This is a genomic window from Solibacillus cecembensis (assembly GCF_050272495.1).
Taxonomy (GTDB): Bacteria; Bacillota; Bacilli; order Bacillales_A; family Planococcaceae; genus Solibacillus; species Solibacillus cecembensis.
Window position 1 is genome coordinate 42203 of sequence record NZ_JBNNMF010000016.1, and the last position, 15111, is coordinate 57313.

Genomic DNA, 15111 nt, shown 5'->3' on the forward strand with positions numbered 1-15111 from the left:
CCCCATCATTAATTTGGCCACGTAAAGACTACGAGTACCATCAATATTGAACCTATCAAAAACATCCCGAAAGCAATTAATCGGAGTATAAATGATAAAAACGCATTATGTACCCATTTACGTACTGCCGAAATCATAATAACAGATAATAATAATAAACCGATTGAATAAAATGACACCCACATAATATCAAGTGCACCCATAGCATCTAACGGGCCACGTGCTGACGCAACGATCAAAAATGTAGGATTCATAAACTGCAATATGTGTTGCAACGATAAAACCGCCTTTCATAACTAGTTACTTCTATTCCGCTAATAATTATAGCGTTTTCACAACTAAAAGAATAGGAGGTATGCGCGCATACCTCCCTAATTGTGACAATTTATCATCTTTTACTACATTTCATCGATTTCTCTTTTTTTCATTCGAATCATTAATTGGTCAACCGCTTCTTTTGGTTCCATGTTATTGAAAAGCACTTCATATAAAGCGGATGTGATTGGCATCGTCACTTCATATTTTTTCGCAAGTTGGTAGGCCGCTTTCGTTGTTCGCACACCTTCTACAACCATGCCCATTTCATCTAACACTTGCGGCAACTTCATTCCTTTGCCGAGCATATTTCCTGCGCGCCAGTTTCTTGAATGCACACTTGTACATGTAACAATTAAGTCGCCCATACCCGTCAAGCCAGCAAATGTAAATGGATTACCGCCCATTTTGACACCTAATCTTGTAATTTCAGCTAACCCACGTGTAATGAGCGCGGCTTTTGCATTATCACCATATTGCAGGCCATCTGTAATTCCCGCAGCTAAGGCGATAACATTTTTTAACGCGCCGCCAATTTCTACACCAATCACATCGTCATTCGTATAAACGCGGAAATAATGGTTCATAAATAAATCTTGCACTTTTTCTGCTGCTTCCAAGTTTTCACACGTTGCCGCAATTGTCGTAGGATGTTGCAAAACAACTTCTTCCGCATGAGAAGGTCCTGATAGCACAACGATATCCCCAAGTATTTCAGGTTTTAAACTTTCTTTCATAATCTCAGAAATACACATTAGCGAATCGGGCTCAATCCCCTTTGAAACATGTGTAAATAATGTTTTTTCCGTTAAAAATTGCGATATATTTGCACAAACTTCACGAATTCCTTTTGTTGGAACTGCCATGACAATTGTTGAAGCATGCTTTGCTGCTTTTTCTAAGTCATGTGTCGCTACTAAATTTAACGGTAAAATTGTATTGGGTAAATATTTTTTATTTGTATGCTGTTCATTTATTTCGTTTGCTTGATCCTCACGATGAGACCAAATCAATGTGTTATGACCGTTTTCTGCCAAAACAATCGCCAGCGCAGTCCCCCACGAGCCAGCCCCTAATACTACTACATTTTCTTTCATTATTATCCTCCGTCATTCCCCAATGTTTAGAAAAGTATTATACAAACTCGGAATACGAGCTCTTTAGTTGTACAAAAACGCTAGTTCATCGAAATAAACTAGCGCCTCTGCTGTGAAAAAGAAATATTCTTTTATAAATTTATTTGATTAAGTGCCAGTCGCGCCTAATCAATCCGATTCATTAGTCACGAGCACGTGTAATTAAACGTAGTGGTGTACCTTCAAAATCAAACGTATCTCGTATACGGTTTTCTAAGAAACGTACATAAGAGAAGTGCATGATTTCTGGTTCATTTACAAAGACAACAAATGTCGGCGGCTTAATTGCCACTTGTGTTGCATAGTAAATACGTAAACGACGTCCTTTATCTGTTGGTGCCGGATTACGTGCTACTGCATCTTCAATCACTTCATTTAAGATTGATGATTGAATACGCATTCCATGATTTTCACTCACGCGTTTAATAACCGGTAAAATTGTTAATACACGTTGTTTTGTTTTAGCTGATACAAAGACAATCGGTGCATAATCTAAAAATAAGAAATGCTCGCGAATTTGCTCTGTATATAAATTCATTGTTTTTTCATCTTTTGCAATGGCATCCCATTTGTTAACTACGATAATAACTGCTTTTCCTGCCTCATGAGCGTATCCAGCAATTTTTTTATCTTGTTCTTGAATACCTTCTTCTGCATTTAAAATGACTAAAACAACATCCGAACGTTCAATCGCTCTAAGTGCACGTAAAACAGAATATTTTTCTGTCGTTTCATACACTTTCCCTTTTTTACGCATACCTGCTGTATCAATGATGACATAATCTTGGTCATCATGCGTATACGGCGAGTCAATTGCATCACGTGTCGTTCCTTGAATTTCACTAACAATAACACGCTCTTGTCCTAAGAATGCATTCACTAATGAAGATTTCCCTACATTTGGACGACCAATTAATGAGAATTTAATTGTTTCTTCCCCATATTGTTCTTCGTCTTGTTGTGGGAAATGCTTCGCACATTCGTCAAGAAGATCCCCTAAACCTAAGCCGTGTGAACCAGAAATTGGCCAAGGCTCACCGAATCCTAAATTATAAAATTCATAAATCATATGGCGCATATCCGGATTATCAATTTTATTGATTCCTAATATGACTGGTTTCTTCGTTTTATACAAAATTTTTGCAACTTGTTCATCTGCTGCTGTGACACCTTCACGACCATTCGTCAAGAAAATGATTACATCCGCTTCTTCAATTGCGATTTCTGCTTGTTGACGAATTTGCTCTAAAAATGGTTCGTCTCCTATTTCAATACCACCTGTATCAATGATATTAAATTCATGCGCTAGCCAATCAGCCGAACTATAAATACGGTCACGTGTAACACCTGGGATATCTTCCACGATGGATACACGTTCTCCAACAATACGATTAAAAATTGTTGATTTACCTACGTTCGGACGTCCTACGATGGCGATTACTGGTTTTGTCATCTGTACTTCACCCTTCCAAACACTTATCTTTTATGTATTATACACGAAATTGCTTGTAATATCATTTTTTCGCAACATTCAAAATCAATTCCGACGCGGCGTTCTTAGCCTGAGTTCCTATATTCAGGGGAGTTCCCCCTACTGAATCAAGTTAAAAAAACGAATTTAGGAGAGGTTTTACTCCCTAAATTCGTTTTGAATTATCGTTTATTTAAAGCCCTTTAATTGATCGCCAATGAAATCGCCAAATGAGAAGCCTGTTGCTTCAACTGGTAACTCATATTCGAAGTCCTCTTCTTTTTCAGGACTCTCTTGTAATGCTTTAATGCTTAATGCTAGACGTTTTTCTTGTGCGTTCACTTCAAGCACTTTCACTTCAACTTCTTGTCCTTCTTTTAAAACTTCATGTGGTGTATTAATATGCTTATGGGCAATTTGCGAAATATGCACAAGCCCTTCTATTCCTGGGAACACTTCAATAAATGCACCAAATGTTACTAAACGCTTCACGACACCTTTTAATACATGGCCTTTTGCAGCATTTGCCTCAATATTAACCCAAGGACCAGCTAGCGTATCTTTAATAGATAATGAAACGCGCTCATTTAATGGATCCACAGAAAGCACTTTTACTTTTACTTCCTGCCCTTCATGTAAAATAGCGGATACATCATCCACATGCTCGTGCGCAACTTGAGATATATGCACTAAGCCATCAATTCCACCAAGGTCGATAAATGCACCAAAACTCGCTAAACGCTGTACTTTACCTGTTAAAATATCACCCTCTTGAATGGAACTAATCACTTGTTTTTTCTTAGAAGATTTTTGCTCTTCCAAAACGGCACGGTGTGATAAAATCAATCGCCCTTTTTCTTTATCTAATTCAGTAATTTTAAAGCTCATTGTTCGCCCTTTATAATCATCAAAGTTTTCAACGAAATGATCTTCTACTAATGAAGCTGGTACGAAGCCGCGTACACCTAAATCTACGACAAGTCCGCCTTTTACCACATCTTTTACTTCTGCCTCGAAAATTTCACCAGATTCAAGTTTTGCTTCTAAATGATCCCACGCCTGTAGTGCATCTACTTTGCGTTTTGATAAAACAAAATTACTTTCTTCTACCTTCGTAATCATAAGCTCGAGCGTATCTCCTACAGATACCACATCCGAAGCTTTTTCAATGTGTAAGCTTGAAAGTTCGCTAATCGGTATAATTCCATTAAAAGGCGCACCCTCTATTGAAACTGTTACTGACTTATCCTCAACTTGCTCAGCAACACCTTTCACAATATCTCCTTCATGAAATTCTTGGTCTAACCCTAAATTCATTTCTTCAGACATATGTAACCCTCCTTCGCATATTCCACTTATTAGTTTATTCCAAATGTTCGATAAAAACAAAAAATATCCCTTTATTTTTAGAATTTTTTTACATGTAGGGAAAAGTTAAGGTGCATCACCGTAACTTGCGTTTCATTTCTAAAGTGTTTTTTCATGTGCCAATTTTAAAATTGCTTGCGCTGCTTCGTCGATCGATAAATTCGTTGTATCTAAAAATAAGGCATCTTCAGCTTGAATTAACGGCGACGCTTCACGTTCACTGTCTAATTTGTCTCGCAGTGCAATTTCCTCTTGCAGCGACTCAATTGTCGAAGTGATCCCACGACGCACATTATCCAAGTAACGACGGTGTGCGCGTTCTTCAACCGTTGCAGACATAAATATTTTTAACTCCGCCTCCTTCAAAACATGTGTTGCAATGTCTCGACCATCCATAACAACTCCACCATTTGCAGCAAGTTGTTGTTGCATAGCTACTAAAATCTCACGAATATTAGCGTGGGCTGCAACTTGTGAAACATTGGATGTAACCTCATTTGAACGAATTGCTTCAGAAACATTTTCACCATCAACAAATACGAGTTGTCCTTGTTCTGAAGGCTTTAATGTAATCGTTGTTGTGCGCAGCATTTTTTCAAGAGCTTCTGCGTCATGTAATTGTATGTTTTCATTTATCCCTTTATACGTAACTGCCCGATACATTGCCCCTGTGTCGATATAAGTAAAGTTCAATGCTTCCGCGACGATTTTTGCGATGGTACTTTTACCTGCACCAGCTGGGCCATCGATTGCAATTTGAATTTTTTTCATCATAAATAATCCCTACTTTCCGTCTATATTGTATCATAATCCACTTTGATTTTTCATATACAATGCATGATTCTTCTCCACTAAAAACAATAAAAACCGCCATTTTTTTAATGGCGGTTTTCATTATTTTTCATTCAATTCTTTTTTACGGAATAGCAACTGACGTTCAAAACAAAAACGGACAATATGTTGCTGATCCACATCATCTGTATCCGTAAACTGGACAGAAGCGATACGAATCTCATCTCTTTCAAATATACGAACAATGATGGCATCCGTCTCTACATAACTCATATCCCCATTTGTAAATGGCAGAACAACGAATGCCTTTACCAGGTCACCTTCTTTAAATCCAACGGGTGATTTAATGAGGATTGCTGTACCACCTGCACTAATGTCTTCTGCTTTGAATTGATAAAATTGATTATTAAATTCAATCGCAACATCTACAGGTGTTTCAACACGAACATATTCTCTTCGTTGGATTTTAATAAAACCTTCTTTAGGTGGGCACGACAACAAAATCATTTGTACATTGCCTGCTTTACGACCAAGTACTTCTGTAGTAAATGCATAATTTTCTTTCGAATCTGTACTAAAAGTTACTCGAAATTGTGCTCCATCAATTAAAAAGGCTGTTTTTTTCGTTAGTACATTTACTGGATAATCAATAAAAATTACATTATTATGTTGCTCCACAATTCGACAACGGAACTTCTCTACACGCTCTGTATAGATTGGTTCTAATGTCAAAAGAGTACCCATTTTTAATTCCATTTTTTTCTCCTCGTACTATAAAGATTAGTAGCTTCATTATCGCATGATACGGTAAATTTATCTACCTAATCCTTATATTGTTTACCGAGAAATCACTTTAATTTTTCATTTTTTACCACTCTATGTGTTTCCGCATCAATAACAATTCGGAAGGTGTCTTGGAAATTATTATCGATTCGAGCAATGACCTCATAGCATTTACGTAGTGTAAACGTATTATCCGCTGTATAAATATTTTTTACTTCTTCCACTTTCACATTGTCAGCAAAAAAAGTTTCCCAATTAATCGGAAGTGCTGCTTGTTGTGGAATCTTTTCTTCTTGAACATATTCCATCGCACTAATTCCTAATATTTCAGCATTATCTTTGGCAATTTTCAGTTGTATGCTGTCTGGGTAGACGAGTGCATTATCTTCACCATATACGCGTGTAAATACTAGATGCCAAGCTTCATGATTTTCACGTGTTTCTGATATTACAACATCTTCATAGCCTACTTTTTTCATGAATTTCTTTGCCGTATCAAGTATTTCTTCATGTGACAATGCACTTTTAGCCACTGGTCTTTCCATTAGAAACGATAGTAAATGCCCCCCTTTTTCTGTAATATCCGCATAGCCCACTCTTGTCCCTCGAATGAATTGGATATGATAAAAAGGATACGGTGCATCATCTCTACTCTTTGTTACAGTAATTGCTGCGTCTGAAATTTCAGGGAAATATTTTTTAAACTGTTCTATCGCTTGTTTTTTCGTAATCGGTTGATCCGATAAATGCTCCAAATCACGTTTCTTTTCAAAATCAGACTCACTTGCTGTTAAAGGGAAATCCGTTTCGTTATAGGATTTAAGCTGCTTGGATGCCCCTAAAAATGGTGAATCTTTAATTTCCATTGCTTTATTAGCGGACCATTTATTAAAATCCCCGTTATTTTCATAAAACGAAACGGTTGCGACATTCCACTCTTCAGCAAATGCGTTCAAATTGGCCGAAACGGGTTCCATTGTAGATTGCCAATTATTGAAATCACCACTATCTGCTGTCATTTTCGCGGTGTTTCCAATCCTCCCTAAATAACGCATCCATTGTGTTTGAACCTCATCTTGCAGTGGTAAATTGGATACGGATTTTCTTAATTCACTACTAAGTCTCCAAATATTGTCCAGCTCGGTCGTTAATGCACGTTCATCTTGGAACAATAATGACTGCGATACAGAACGGTGAAGTAAAGTTAACTTTTCTGTCGCGGTAGATAAATCATTCGTATACGATGCATGCACGCTACGTTCAAGTTGTTTATTTTTATCGTAAAGATCATATGCAACAAATGCGAGTATAACAACGAACAAACCTAGTAAATACGAAAAGTTTTTCATACTATCACCTTATAAGCAAAAAATATGCTCTCCTATTTGTTTAATTTGTGGTCTCGACCAAATCCATTTACTTGTAGCTGTCACAGGATTGAAATAATACAGTGCATTTTCAGATGGATCCCAGCCATTAATCGCATCCAAAACTGCTTGTTTCGCTCGTTCATTCGGTTCGAGCCAAATTTGACCATCAGCAACCGCTGTAAACGCCAATGGTTGGAAAATTATTTCTGAAATAGTATCTGGGAATTCAGGTGATTCCAAGCGGTTTAAAATAACCGCAGCTACTGCAACTTGTCCTTCATATGCTTCCCCGCGCGCTTCTCCATAAACAGCATTCGCCATAAGTTGTAAATCTTGTTCACTATATTTCACAGGCAGTTGCATAGAGGAAGTCGAATTAGAGCCGCCCCCATTTTTCACTTGCTGGTCTAATGGAGTTCCGCCGTAATAAGTAAAGCGATTGCCTGATTTAATTTGCTTATCTACATATGCTTTATCAAAATCTGAATTATTCGCCAGTTTATCCTTCGTTGCCTTTCCTGCAATCCCATCTACTGGCAACCCGTATTTTTCTTGGAATTCTCTTAACGCCCAATACGTGCCGTAACCAAACTTACCGTCAATTGCTCCATGGTAAAAACTGATATACTGCAAACGCGCCTGTAATTCTACGACATCGTCTCCAAATGCTCCGCGTTGAACATCCTGATTTGAAAAAGCGGATGCATTAATTGAAAAACTTAATGAAACAATAGCCATTAAATAAATTAATTTTTTCAAAACACTTTCACTCCCTTTTCTAATAGGATGTAAAATTATGCAGTTATTATACGTAAAAAAATACGATACACTTAAAATAGTTTGCATATAACTTTCATAAAACCAAAAAAAAAAACGCTTCCGATTGATTCGTTCAATCGGAAGCGCTTAGCTTATTGTTTACATTCATTTTATCCTATGAAAATCTTAATGTCCGTTCATGCGAGATAAATGCTCGACTAAATGCTCGTGCGCTTGCTTTACTTTTCTTAATGCGAACCACCATAAAAAGAACATGAATGGCAACATCGCATATAAAAAGTATTCCTTCATCATTAAAATGGAGTTATACGAAATATGTAAGATCACAGGTGCGAGCAATGCTAAAAAGATATATTTTTTCTGGATACCCTCTGTCGAAAATTTCCCTTTTCCATAATAATAGCCCATTACAACACCAAATAAAGCATGGCTTGATACGGGTAAAAATGCGCGCATAAAGGCTTGATCTATGCCAAAGGATACTAAATAAATGACGTTTTCAACCGTAGCAAAGCCTAACGAAACGGCCGCGCCATATAAAATCCCATCATACGGGTCATCAAACTCTACATGTTTTAAAATAACTGCAAAAATGACGAGCCACTTAAAAAATTCTTCAATTGTACTCGTAAATATGACATTTGAAAAAAAGACGCTTGAAAATGCTTGCTCTTCCTTTAATACGAATTGGATGAAAAGAATGGGGAACGTAATGATCGCGCCATAAATAAATGATTGAAGAAGCGTTCTCCGAGGCTCTGTGTCCATTTGATTTCTAAGGTAAAAATAACTCAAAAGGGCCAATCCCGGCGCAATTGCTGCGGATAATAACAATATGAACATTTGGCCGGCTCCTCTCCAAAAACAAGTTATTAATAGTATACCATGTTTAATTTGGTTACAACTAAATCGTTAATAAAAACAAAAAACTCGGCAAAATTCCAGCCGAGTCGAGAATTTCTTTGCTTAATGCATGAATGAATCAAAATCTGTTATCCCATTTGCGAGCATTAGCATCAATTTAAGTCGTGCTTTTTTCGGGTCAAAATCGCCACCCATTACAACACCGATATCCTTTAAATTATTGGCGCTACTAGGATAATCATACGTTGGGAATACGCGTCCTTCTTCTGTGGCCGTCGTTAAAACAACTTTCGTCCCACTGCTGCATAATCGTTCAATCGGATTAATCATGGCTGGAACGACTTGACCACGTCCCGCACCAATTAATACAACACCTTCAACCTTCGCTTCGCATAAAGCATTCAATAAAATTGAACTTGCCCCTAAATAAGCATAAATAATTTCAACATTTGGGTAGCTTGACTGAATCGAATAAAACTCTCTTTGTGTAGGTTTTTGATAAATAACCACTTCATCATTATCAATATAGCCTAGCATGCCATAACCAATCGCTCCAAATCCATTAATGCTTGAAGAGTGAATTTTTTTCACATATTTAGAGTGAAGTATTTGTTCATTAAACACGACGCATGTGCCGATGTTTTTCCCTTGTTCGCTCAAAGCAACTAACAGCGAGTTACGCAAATTCGAATACACATCTGTCCCAATATCTTCTGGCGATTTTTGAGAACCTGTTACGATAATCGGGCGTTCATCATTTACTGTAAGCTCTAGAAAATACGCTGTTTCCTCTAAGCTATCCGTTCCATGTGTAATAACGATACCGCTAACTGCTGCATCTTCAAACACTTGATGAACCGTTGTATTCAATAAGTTCAGATGGTCATAGGTCATATGCATCGACGGAATTTGATACAGATCAATTAACTCGATATCGATGTCATTTTCCAATTGACACATTGCTAAGATCGCATCGCCATTCAACTTACCAGATTCTAGTTTATTTTTATCATTTCGGGTACTTGCGATTGTACCACCCGTTGTAATTAAAACGACTTTTTTCTTCAAGCGATTCACCTCTTATTTTCTCTCACTTGCAATTTTTTGTGCGATTTGACCGCCATGAAAGCGACCATTTTCAATAAATATTTCATTTGCATTATTTCCAGCAGCAATGACGCCCGCTATAAATAAATTTTCTATATTCGTTTCCATCGTTACTTCATCAAAATGTGGTCTGCCTGATTCGTCATCGATTTTGACATGCATGGCACGCAGAAAGTCATGATCGGGGTGATAGCCAGTCATCGCAAATACAACATCATTTGCAATCGTTTGCACTTCCCCGTTAACGATAATGACAGCCTGTTTATCCTGAATTTCCTTCACCGTTGCATTAAAATGAATCGTTATTTCCCCTTCTCGCACAAGCCCTAAAAACTCTGGTAGCACCCATGGCTTAATGCTTGGCGAATAGTCGCTCCCACGGTAAACAACCGTTACATGTGCTCCGGCTTTATTCAATTCAAGCGCAGCATCAATGGCAGAGTTTTTACCGCCAATAATGAGCACATTGGTATCAAAAAAAGGATGTGCCTCTTTAAAATAATGATGTACTTTCGGCAAATTCTCACCTGGAATGTTCAAATAATTAGGGTGATCGTAATAGCCTGTAGCGATGATGACATATGGAGTTTCATACGTTGCTTGATCTGTTTGAACAATAAAATGCTTATCGAATTTCTCAACAGTGTGCACTTTTTCAAAACGATTCACTTGAATTTTTTTTGCTTTGACCACTTCACGATAATATACTAACGCTTGATTGCGCTTCGGTTTACGTTCTTCAATAATAAACGGCACATCACCAATCGCTAATTTTTCACTCGTGCTAAAAAAAGTTTGGTGTGTCGGATAATTGTAAATAGCATTCACAACATTTCCTTTTTCAATAACAATCGGGGATAAACCAATTGTTTGTAGTTCAATCGCTGCCGATAAGCCACATGGTCCACCACCAACAATGATTGCATCTACCTTTTGCATAAAAACATCTCCTTCAATCTATTTGGGAGGCTTCTACATGTATAGAAGATCGAAAAGCCATTCCCATCATACTGTGAATTGTCATAATTTGATTGTATTCGGATTAAATTTAATCTCGATCAGGTGACATTCTGGTTTTGCCCCAAGCCGCAGTGGCACTAATGTCGTCCCGTAGCCATTGCTTACCAACTCATAATGCCCTTTCTTTTCCGCAAAATAGCCATGTGGTTGTATGCCGAAATTGCCTAAGCGAATTTGACCACCGTGTAAATGTGCCCCAATGCTTAGTAACGGCTTAAATTCCGAATGGATTTTTGGGAACACTTGGGGATTATGCGCAATGAAAATCGTCATTTGCTCGTCACAATTTTGAATTGCTCGCTCAACACCTCTTGATGCAAACTGAAAATCGACCGCACTTATCTTTACATTATTTTTACTTTCGATGATTATTGATTCATTTTCAATAATGACGATTTCATGCTTTTTAAATAATTGACGCAGTTCGTTTTCCCCTTGCTCTCGGTCATTATTTCCCCACACGAAATACACAGGCCCCAATGTTTTCAAAAGGCGAATATTTTCGTGCATGACGTGTTTAGATGTTCTTCTATCCACAAAATCACCACCAATTACAACACAATCTACCGGCTCGGTAATCGACGCAATCATTTGTTCATTAATTTTTCGTGCATGTGTATCTGAAATAAAAAATAGACGAATCGTTTCGTCCTTCCCAGCAGTACGGATTGTATGTAGTCGTACATTGTTTTCATTTGCTTGTTTGAACATATACAATAAAACACCTACACACAGAGCAATCATTGTTGCAATAATGGTCATATACGTTCCCCCAATTCAAAAGAAAAAGACGATGCCTTGTTCGGATTCGTCTTTTCTATAGTTATTATACAAAATACTCGACCTTATGGTACAATAATCAATTTTTGTCCTGAAAAAATATTGTCATTTGGTAAATTATTTGCTTTTATTATTTTTTCAATATTGGCTGGACTTCCATCCCCATAATATTTAATCGCAATTTGGTATAAATTGTCTGTAGGACTAACTGTATGTGTTGAACCTTGTGCATTTGCTTGTTGCTCTGCTTTTTTCTTTTCTTCTTGTTCTTTCGCTCTTTGTGCTGCAACTTTTTTCGCTTCTTCTGCGGCCTTATCATCAGCAGAATTTTTTTGTTCTGCTTTTTTTGCTTCTTCCGCGATTAAACGTTGCTTTTCTTGTTCAGATTTTGCTAAAGCCGCCTGTTCTTGATTTTTAGCTTCGTCTTTTTCTTCTGACTCGTCTTCATCAGGAATAGCTGTTTTATCTGGGTCCTGTTTTTCAATCACGACTTGGTGTGTATCATCTTGACCGACATTTTTACCATCCGTCGCCTTAACTTCTGGCTCGTAAAATAACCAAACATACCCTAAAATACTTAATGGGAACAAAATAAAGATGACAACGAGTGCCGTCATGATTGGATTTTTTTGTTTTTTTGTATTTGTGTTTCGATTTCGTTTTACACGCGATACTCCGGTTGTTGTCTCATTATGTAAATCGATTTCTTGACGATGTTCTTCTACCTTTTCTCGGTAATCTTCCTTTGTCATAGTTGCAATCCTCCAACTCTTATCAATTACGCCTAATAATCATATTATGACGAAATTTTACTATAAAGTAAACGGTTCATCAACAGTTTACAAATTACGCAGTAAAATCTGTTGCAATCGGCCTTTCCAATCGGTCATTGGATTTTGATTTTTCGGCTCCACACGCTCTTGTAATAACACTGAAAGGTCCACGCCACAATTACTACAACAGTTTTCACGCTTGTCCTCTACTTGTTGACCAAAATAGTCGATTAAAAGTTCCCGCATACAGGATGTTGTTTCGACAATTTTCAACATCGCCATCACTTCTTCAAATTTTGCCATTTGCATATTGCCAAGTCTTTCTTTTAGTTGGTCCACCGTTTCGCGTTCCATCCAATAATGCACAACTCGAAACGCGACCTCTGAAATTTCACCATTGGATAACATAACGTTAGGTTGCTCCCCATTCGCCCTATATTGCGCATAGCGATCCACATGAAATTCCTTTGGCAAGTCTTCCGATACGATAAACTTTGCATACTGCTCATCGCCTTCACAAAATAATAAAAAAGCAACGGCATCTTCGCCATCACGACCAGCACGTCCAATTTCTTGCATATAATTCGCAACGGTTGACGGCATCGATTCATGAATAATTTGCCGCACATTATTTTTATGTATCCCCATGCCAAAAGCATTTGTTGCTACAATCCAGTCCAAATGCCCTGATAAAAATTGATGTTGAATAAACTGACGATCCTGCATCTCTTTCCCTGCATGATAAGCCGCCGCTGCAATGCCACGCTGCAATAACTGCGCACTAATACTTTCTGTTTTTGCCCTTGACTGCGTATAAATAATTCCAGGTCCAGCTGTTTTTTCAACATGCTCTAAAATCCAAGTCAATTTATCTTCTTTCAATGCAAATGGCTTTTTTACGAGGTGAATATTCGGACGATCGACAGAATGCACATAAATAAACGGACTTTCCATTTCTAAATAATGTTCAATATCGCGCAATACTTTCGTTGTTGCTGTTGCAGATAATGCAAGGACCGGTGGGCGATTTGTCACTTGAATGACTTCACCAATGCGTAAATAATCAGGACGAAAATCATAGCCCCACTGTGAAATACAATGCGCTTCATCCGCGACGATTAATGACAGCTCTAGGCTTGCTAATCGCGCTTTTACTTGCGGCTGCAACAGCATTTCCGGTGAAATAAAAATAAAGCGATACTCATGCAAAAAATGTAAAGCATAGTTTTTTTGGGCAGGTGTTAAAAAAGAATTCAGTGCAATGACACGCTTCTCACCCATTTGTTTTAATTGATCTACTTGATCTTGCATTAAAGATAATAACGGCGAAATAATTAATACAGGCTTGTCAAATATATAACCAGGTAGTTGATAACAAAGGGATTTCCCCATTCCAGTAGGCAATAAGGCAATGACATCCTGACCTGCAATCAATTGTTCCAGCACTTCCTTTTGTCCCGGACGAAATGTTTCATAGCCAAAATATTGGTGTAAATACGATTCCAATTGCATTAATAATGTGCCCCCTTTGCCAATGCTAAACGTAGCTGAAAATAACTCACATGCGGAATAATTTCCTTTAAAGTTTTTAACTTTTTTGTTTGATAATCTTCTGACGCGTTGATGATCAGTTGTTGATCCTCTGAGGTCAGAAACGGTTTACTATCAAATTTCACGTCATTCATCGCAAGTTCAACAATATGATCTTCAATTGTATTTAGCTTCAACCTGCGTATCGAGCTAATTTGCTCCAAGGAATGCCCTTTTTTATACAATTTCGCCGTTTCATTTGCTGAACTTGTGAGCATAAGGTCGACGCGAATTCCCTGTGCGAGTTGATATAAATAAGGATACTTTTGCGCATCACCTAAAATTTCATTTAGCCATTGATGAAGACCACTGCAATACATTAATCGAATATCCATCTCTTGCATATGAAAGCCAAAAGCCATTTGCTGCCATGTCAACCCAGGTTCCTGAAAACCTGACAAACGGTAGACAATAATTGTCTTCACTTGCTCATTTACTTGAATTTTTTCCAAGCTTTGTTCCATTTCTAAATAAATTTTCATTTGTAAAGTTTGCTGTTGAAATTGATTTCCCACTAAAAATTCGCGCACCTTGCTTTGTACGTCTTCATCTTTTTCGACGGCAATAAATGATTTCACCCCGGCTGCTTGATGCGATAAACTTTGGAGAGCTAAAGATACCCGTGCAAAAAAGACATGCTCATTGCCACGATAATGCCACCCGTCAAAATGAAACAATAATGCTTCACTCGCCTGCTTTATACCAATCTCTGTCATATGATAGTAGCCATTCTCTTCAATCAGGATATAATTTTTTGCAAATAATAAATCCACTTGCTCATCAAATTGCCCTCTCGTAAGTTTTGGCAGAAGTCCAAAGAATGGATGTAATTGAAACAATCCGACATCTTGAATCGTCTGTCCTGAACGCTTCCCTTTCAGCAAATGAAAAGCTGCAGATAAAGTACGTTCATTTTGAAATGAAGTAAAAATTTTTAAAAGAATTTGTTGAATTAGCATATC

At 37.6% G+C, this 15111-nt stretch carries 15 protein-coding genes; all 15 read right to left on the bottom strand.

The window, feature by feature from the left end:
- Positions 1–8: 8 nt before the first annotated feature.
- Positions 9–254 (bottom strand): DUF2768 domain-containing protein, encoded by a 246-nt coding sequence (locus tag ACQKIH_RS14610; protein ID WP_057982890.1) that lies wholly within the window; start codon positions 252–254, stop codon positions 9–11.
- 144 nt (positions 255–398) lie between these two features.
- Complete coding sequence (locus ACQKIH_RS14615; protein WP_427767274.1) at positions 399–1412, bottom strand: NAD(P)H-dependent glycerol-3-phosphate dehydrogenase; 1014 nt, start codon at positions 1410–1412, stop codon at positions 399–401.
- A 181-nt stretch (positions 1413–1593) separates the two neighbouring features.
- Positions 1594–2904 (bottom strand): ribosome biogenesis GTPase Der, encoded by a 1311-nt coding sequence (der, locus tag ACQKIH_RS14620; protein WP_057982207.1) that lies wholly within the window; start codon positions 2902–2904, stop codon positions 1594–1596.
- A gap of 207 nt (positions 2905–3111) precedes the next feature.
- Entirely contained in the window at positions 3112–4251 is a 1140-nt protein-coding gene (gene rpsA / locus ACQKIH_RS14625; RefSeq protein ID WP_427767277.1) for a 30S ribosomal protein S1, read from the bottom strand.
- A gap of 138 nt (positions 4252–4389) precedes the next feature.
- Positions 4390–5064: a (d)CMP kinase gene (gene cmk / locus ACQKIH_RS14630; protein ID WP_427767279.1), complete on the bottom strand. Its 675-nt coding sequence runs from the start codon at positions 5062–5064 to the stop codon at positions 4390–4392.
- A 120-nt stretch (positions 5065–5184) separates the two neighbouring features.
- On the bottom strand, positions 5185–5838 hold the full coding sequence (locus ACQKIH_RS14635; protein WP_427767281.1) for a flagellar brake protein: 654 nt from the start codon (positions 5836–5838) through the stop codon (positions 5185–5187).
- A 92-nt stretch (positions 5839–5930) separates the two neighbouring features.
- Positions 5931–7214 carry a PepSY1/2 domain-containing protein gene (locus ACQKIH_RS14640; RefSeq protein WP_427767284.1) on the bottom strand — a complete coding sequence of 428 codons (1284 nt, stop codon included), beginning with the start codon at positions 7212–7214 and terminating at the stop codon, positions 5931–5933.
- Positions 7215–7223: 9 nt separating this feature from the next.
- Positions 7224–7973, bottom strand: coding sequence for a spore cortex-lytic enzyme (gene sleB / locus ACQKIH_RS14645; protein ID WP_427767405.1), 750 nt, complete (start codon positions 7971–7973; stop codon positions 7224–7226).
- Between the two features lie 207 nt (positions 7974–8180).
- Positions 8181–8858, bottom strand: coding sequence for a glutamic-type intramembrane protease PrsW (gene prsW, locus ACQKIH_RS14650; RefSeq protein WP_427767287.1), 678 nt, complete (start codon positions 8856–8858; stop codon positions 8181–8183).
- A gap of 123 nt (positions 8859–8981) precedes the next feature.
- Positions 8982–9947 carry an asparaginase gene (locus ACQKIH_RS14655; RefSeq protein ID WP_427767290.1) on the bottom strand — a complete coding sequence of 322 codons (966 nt, stop codon included), beginning with the start codon at positions 9945–9947 and terminating at the stop codon, positions 8982–8984.
- 12 nt (positions 9948–9959) lie between these two features.
- A complete protein-coding gene (locus tag ACQKIH_RS14660) occupies positions 9960–10925 on the bottom strand; it encodes a YpdA family putative bacillithiol disulfide reductase (protein WP_427767292.1) in 966 nt (321 codons plus the stop codon).
- A gap of 81 nt (positions 10926–11006) precedes the next feature.
- The gene (locus tag ACQKIH_RS14665) at positions 11007–11768 is read right to left on the bottom strand and encodes a metallophosphoesterase (protein ID WP_427767294.1); all 762 of its coding nucleotides are present in this window, start codon (positions 11766–11768) and stop codon (positions 11007–11009) included.
- Between the two features lie 83 nt (positions 11769–11851).
- Positions 11852–12538 carry a LysM peptidoglycan-binding domain-containing protein gene (locus ACQKIH_RS14670; RefSeq protein ID WP_427767296.1) on the bottom strand — a complete coding sequence of 229 codons (687 nt, stop codon included), beginning with the start codon at positions 12536–12538 and terminating at the stop codon, positions 11852–11854.
- 87 nt (positions 12539–12625) lie between these two features.
- Positions 12626–14071, bottom strand: a complete 1446-nt coding sequence (locus ACQKIH_RS14675; protein ID WP_427767299.1) for a RecQ family ATP-dependent DNA helicase — start codon at positions 14069–14071, stop codon at positions 12626–12628.
- Positions 14071–15108, bottom strand: coding sequence for a YpbB family protein (locus ACQKIH_RS14680; RefSeq protein ID WP_427767301.1), 1038 nt, complete (start codon positions 15106–15108; stop codon positions 14071–14073). The genes ACQKIH_RS14675 and ACQKIH_RS14680 overlap by 1 nt, the downstream gene beginning before the upstream one ends.
- Between the last annotated feature and the right edge of the window lie 3 nt (positions 15109–15111).

Bases quoted from the DNA above. Each gene is read 5' to 3' on its own strand.
- ACQKIH_RS14610 (WP_057982890.1), bottom strand. From the start codon at position 254: ATGAATCCTACATTTTTGATCGTTGCGTCAGCACGTGGCCCGTTAGAT.
- ACQKIH_RS14615 (WP_427767274.1), bottom strand. From the start codon at position 1,412: ATGAAAGAAAATGTAGTAGTATTAGGGGCTGGCTCGTGGGGGACTGCG.
- der (WP_057982207.1), bottom strand. From the start codon at position 2,904: ATGACAAAACCAGTAATCGCCATCGTAGGACGTCCGAACGTAGGTAAA.
- rpsA (WP_427767277.1), bottom strand. From the start codon at position 4,251: ATGTCTGAAGAAATGAATTTAGGGTTAGACCAAGAATTTCATGAAGGA.
- cmk (WP_427767279.1), bottom strand. From the start codon at position 5,064: ATGATGAAAAAAATTCAAATTGCAATCGATGGCCCAGCTGGTGCAGGT.
- ACQKIH_RS14635 (WP_427767281.1), bottom strand. From the start codon at position 5,838: ATGGAATTAAAAATGGGTACTCTTTTGACATTAGAACCAATCTATACA.
- ACQKIH_RS14640 (WP_427767284.1), bottom strand. From the start codon at position 7,214: ATGAAAAACTTTTCGTATTTACTAGGTTTGTTCGTTGTTATACTCGCA.
- sleB (WP_427767405.1), bottom strand. From the start codon at position 7,973: ATGGCTATTGTTTCATTAAGTTTTTCAATTAATGCATCCGCTTTTTCA.
- prsW (WP_427767287.1), bottom strand. From the start codon at position 8,858: ATGTTCATATTGTTATTATCCGCAGCAATTGCGCCGGGATTGGCCCTT.
- ACQKIH_RS14660 (WP_427767292.1), bottom strand. From the start codon at position 10,925: ATGCAAAAGGTAGATGCAATCATTGTTGGTGGTGGACCATGTGGCTTA.
- ACQKIH_RS14665 (WP_427767294.1), bottom strand. From the start codon at position 11,768: ATGACCATTATTGCAACAATGATTGCTCTGTGTGTAGGTGTTTTATTG.
- ACQKIH_RS14670 (WP_427767296.1), bottom strand. From the start codon at position 12,538: ATGACAAAGGAAGATTACCGAGAAAAGGTAGAAGAACATCGTCAAGAA.
- ACQKIH_RS14675 (WP_427767299.1), bottom strand. From the start codon at position 14,071: ATGCAATTGGAATCGTATTTACACCAATATTTTGGCTATGAAACATTT.
- ACQKIH_RS14680 (WP_427767301.1), bottom strand. From the start codon at position 15,108: ATGCTAATTCAACAAATTCTTTTAAAAATTTTTACTTCATTTCAAAAT.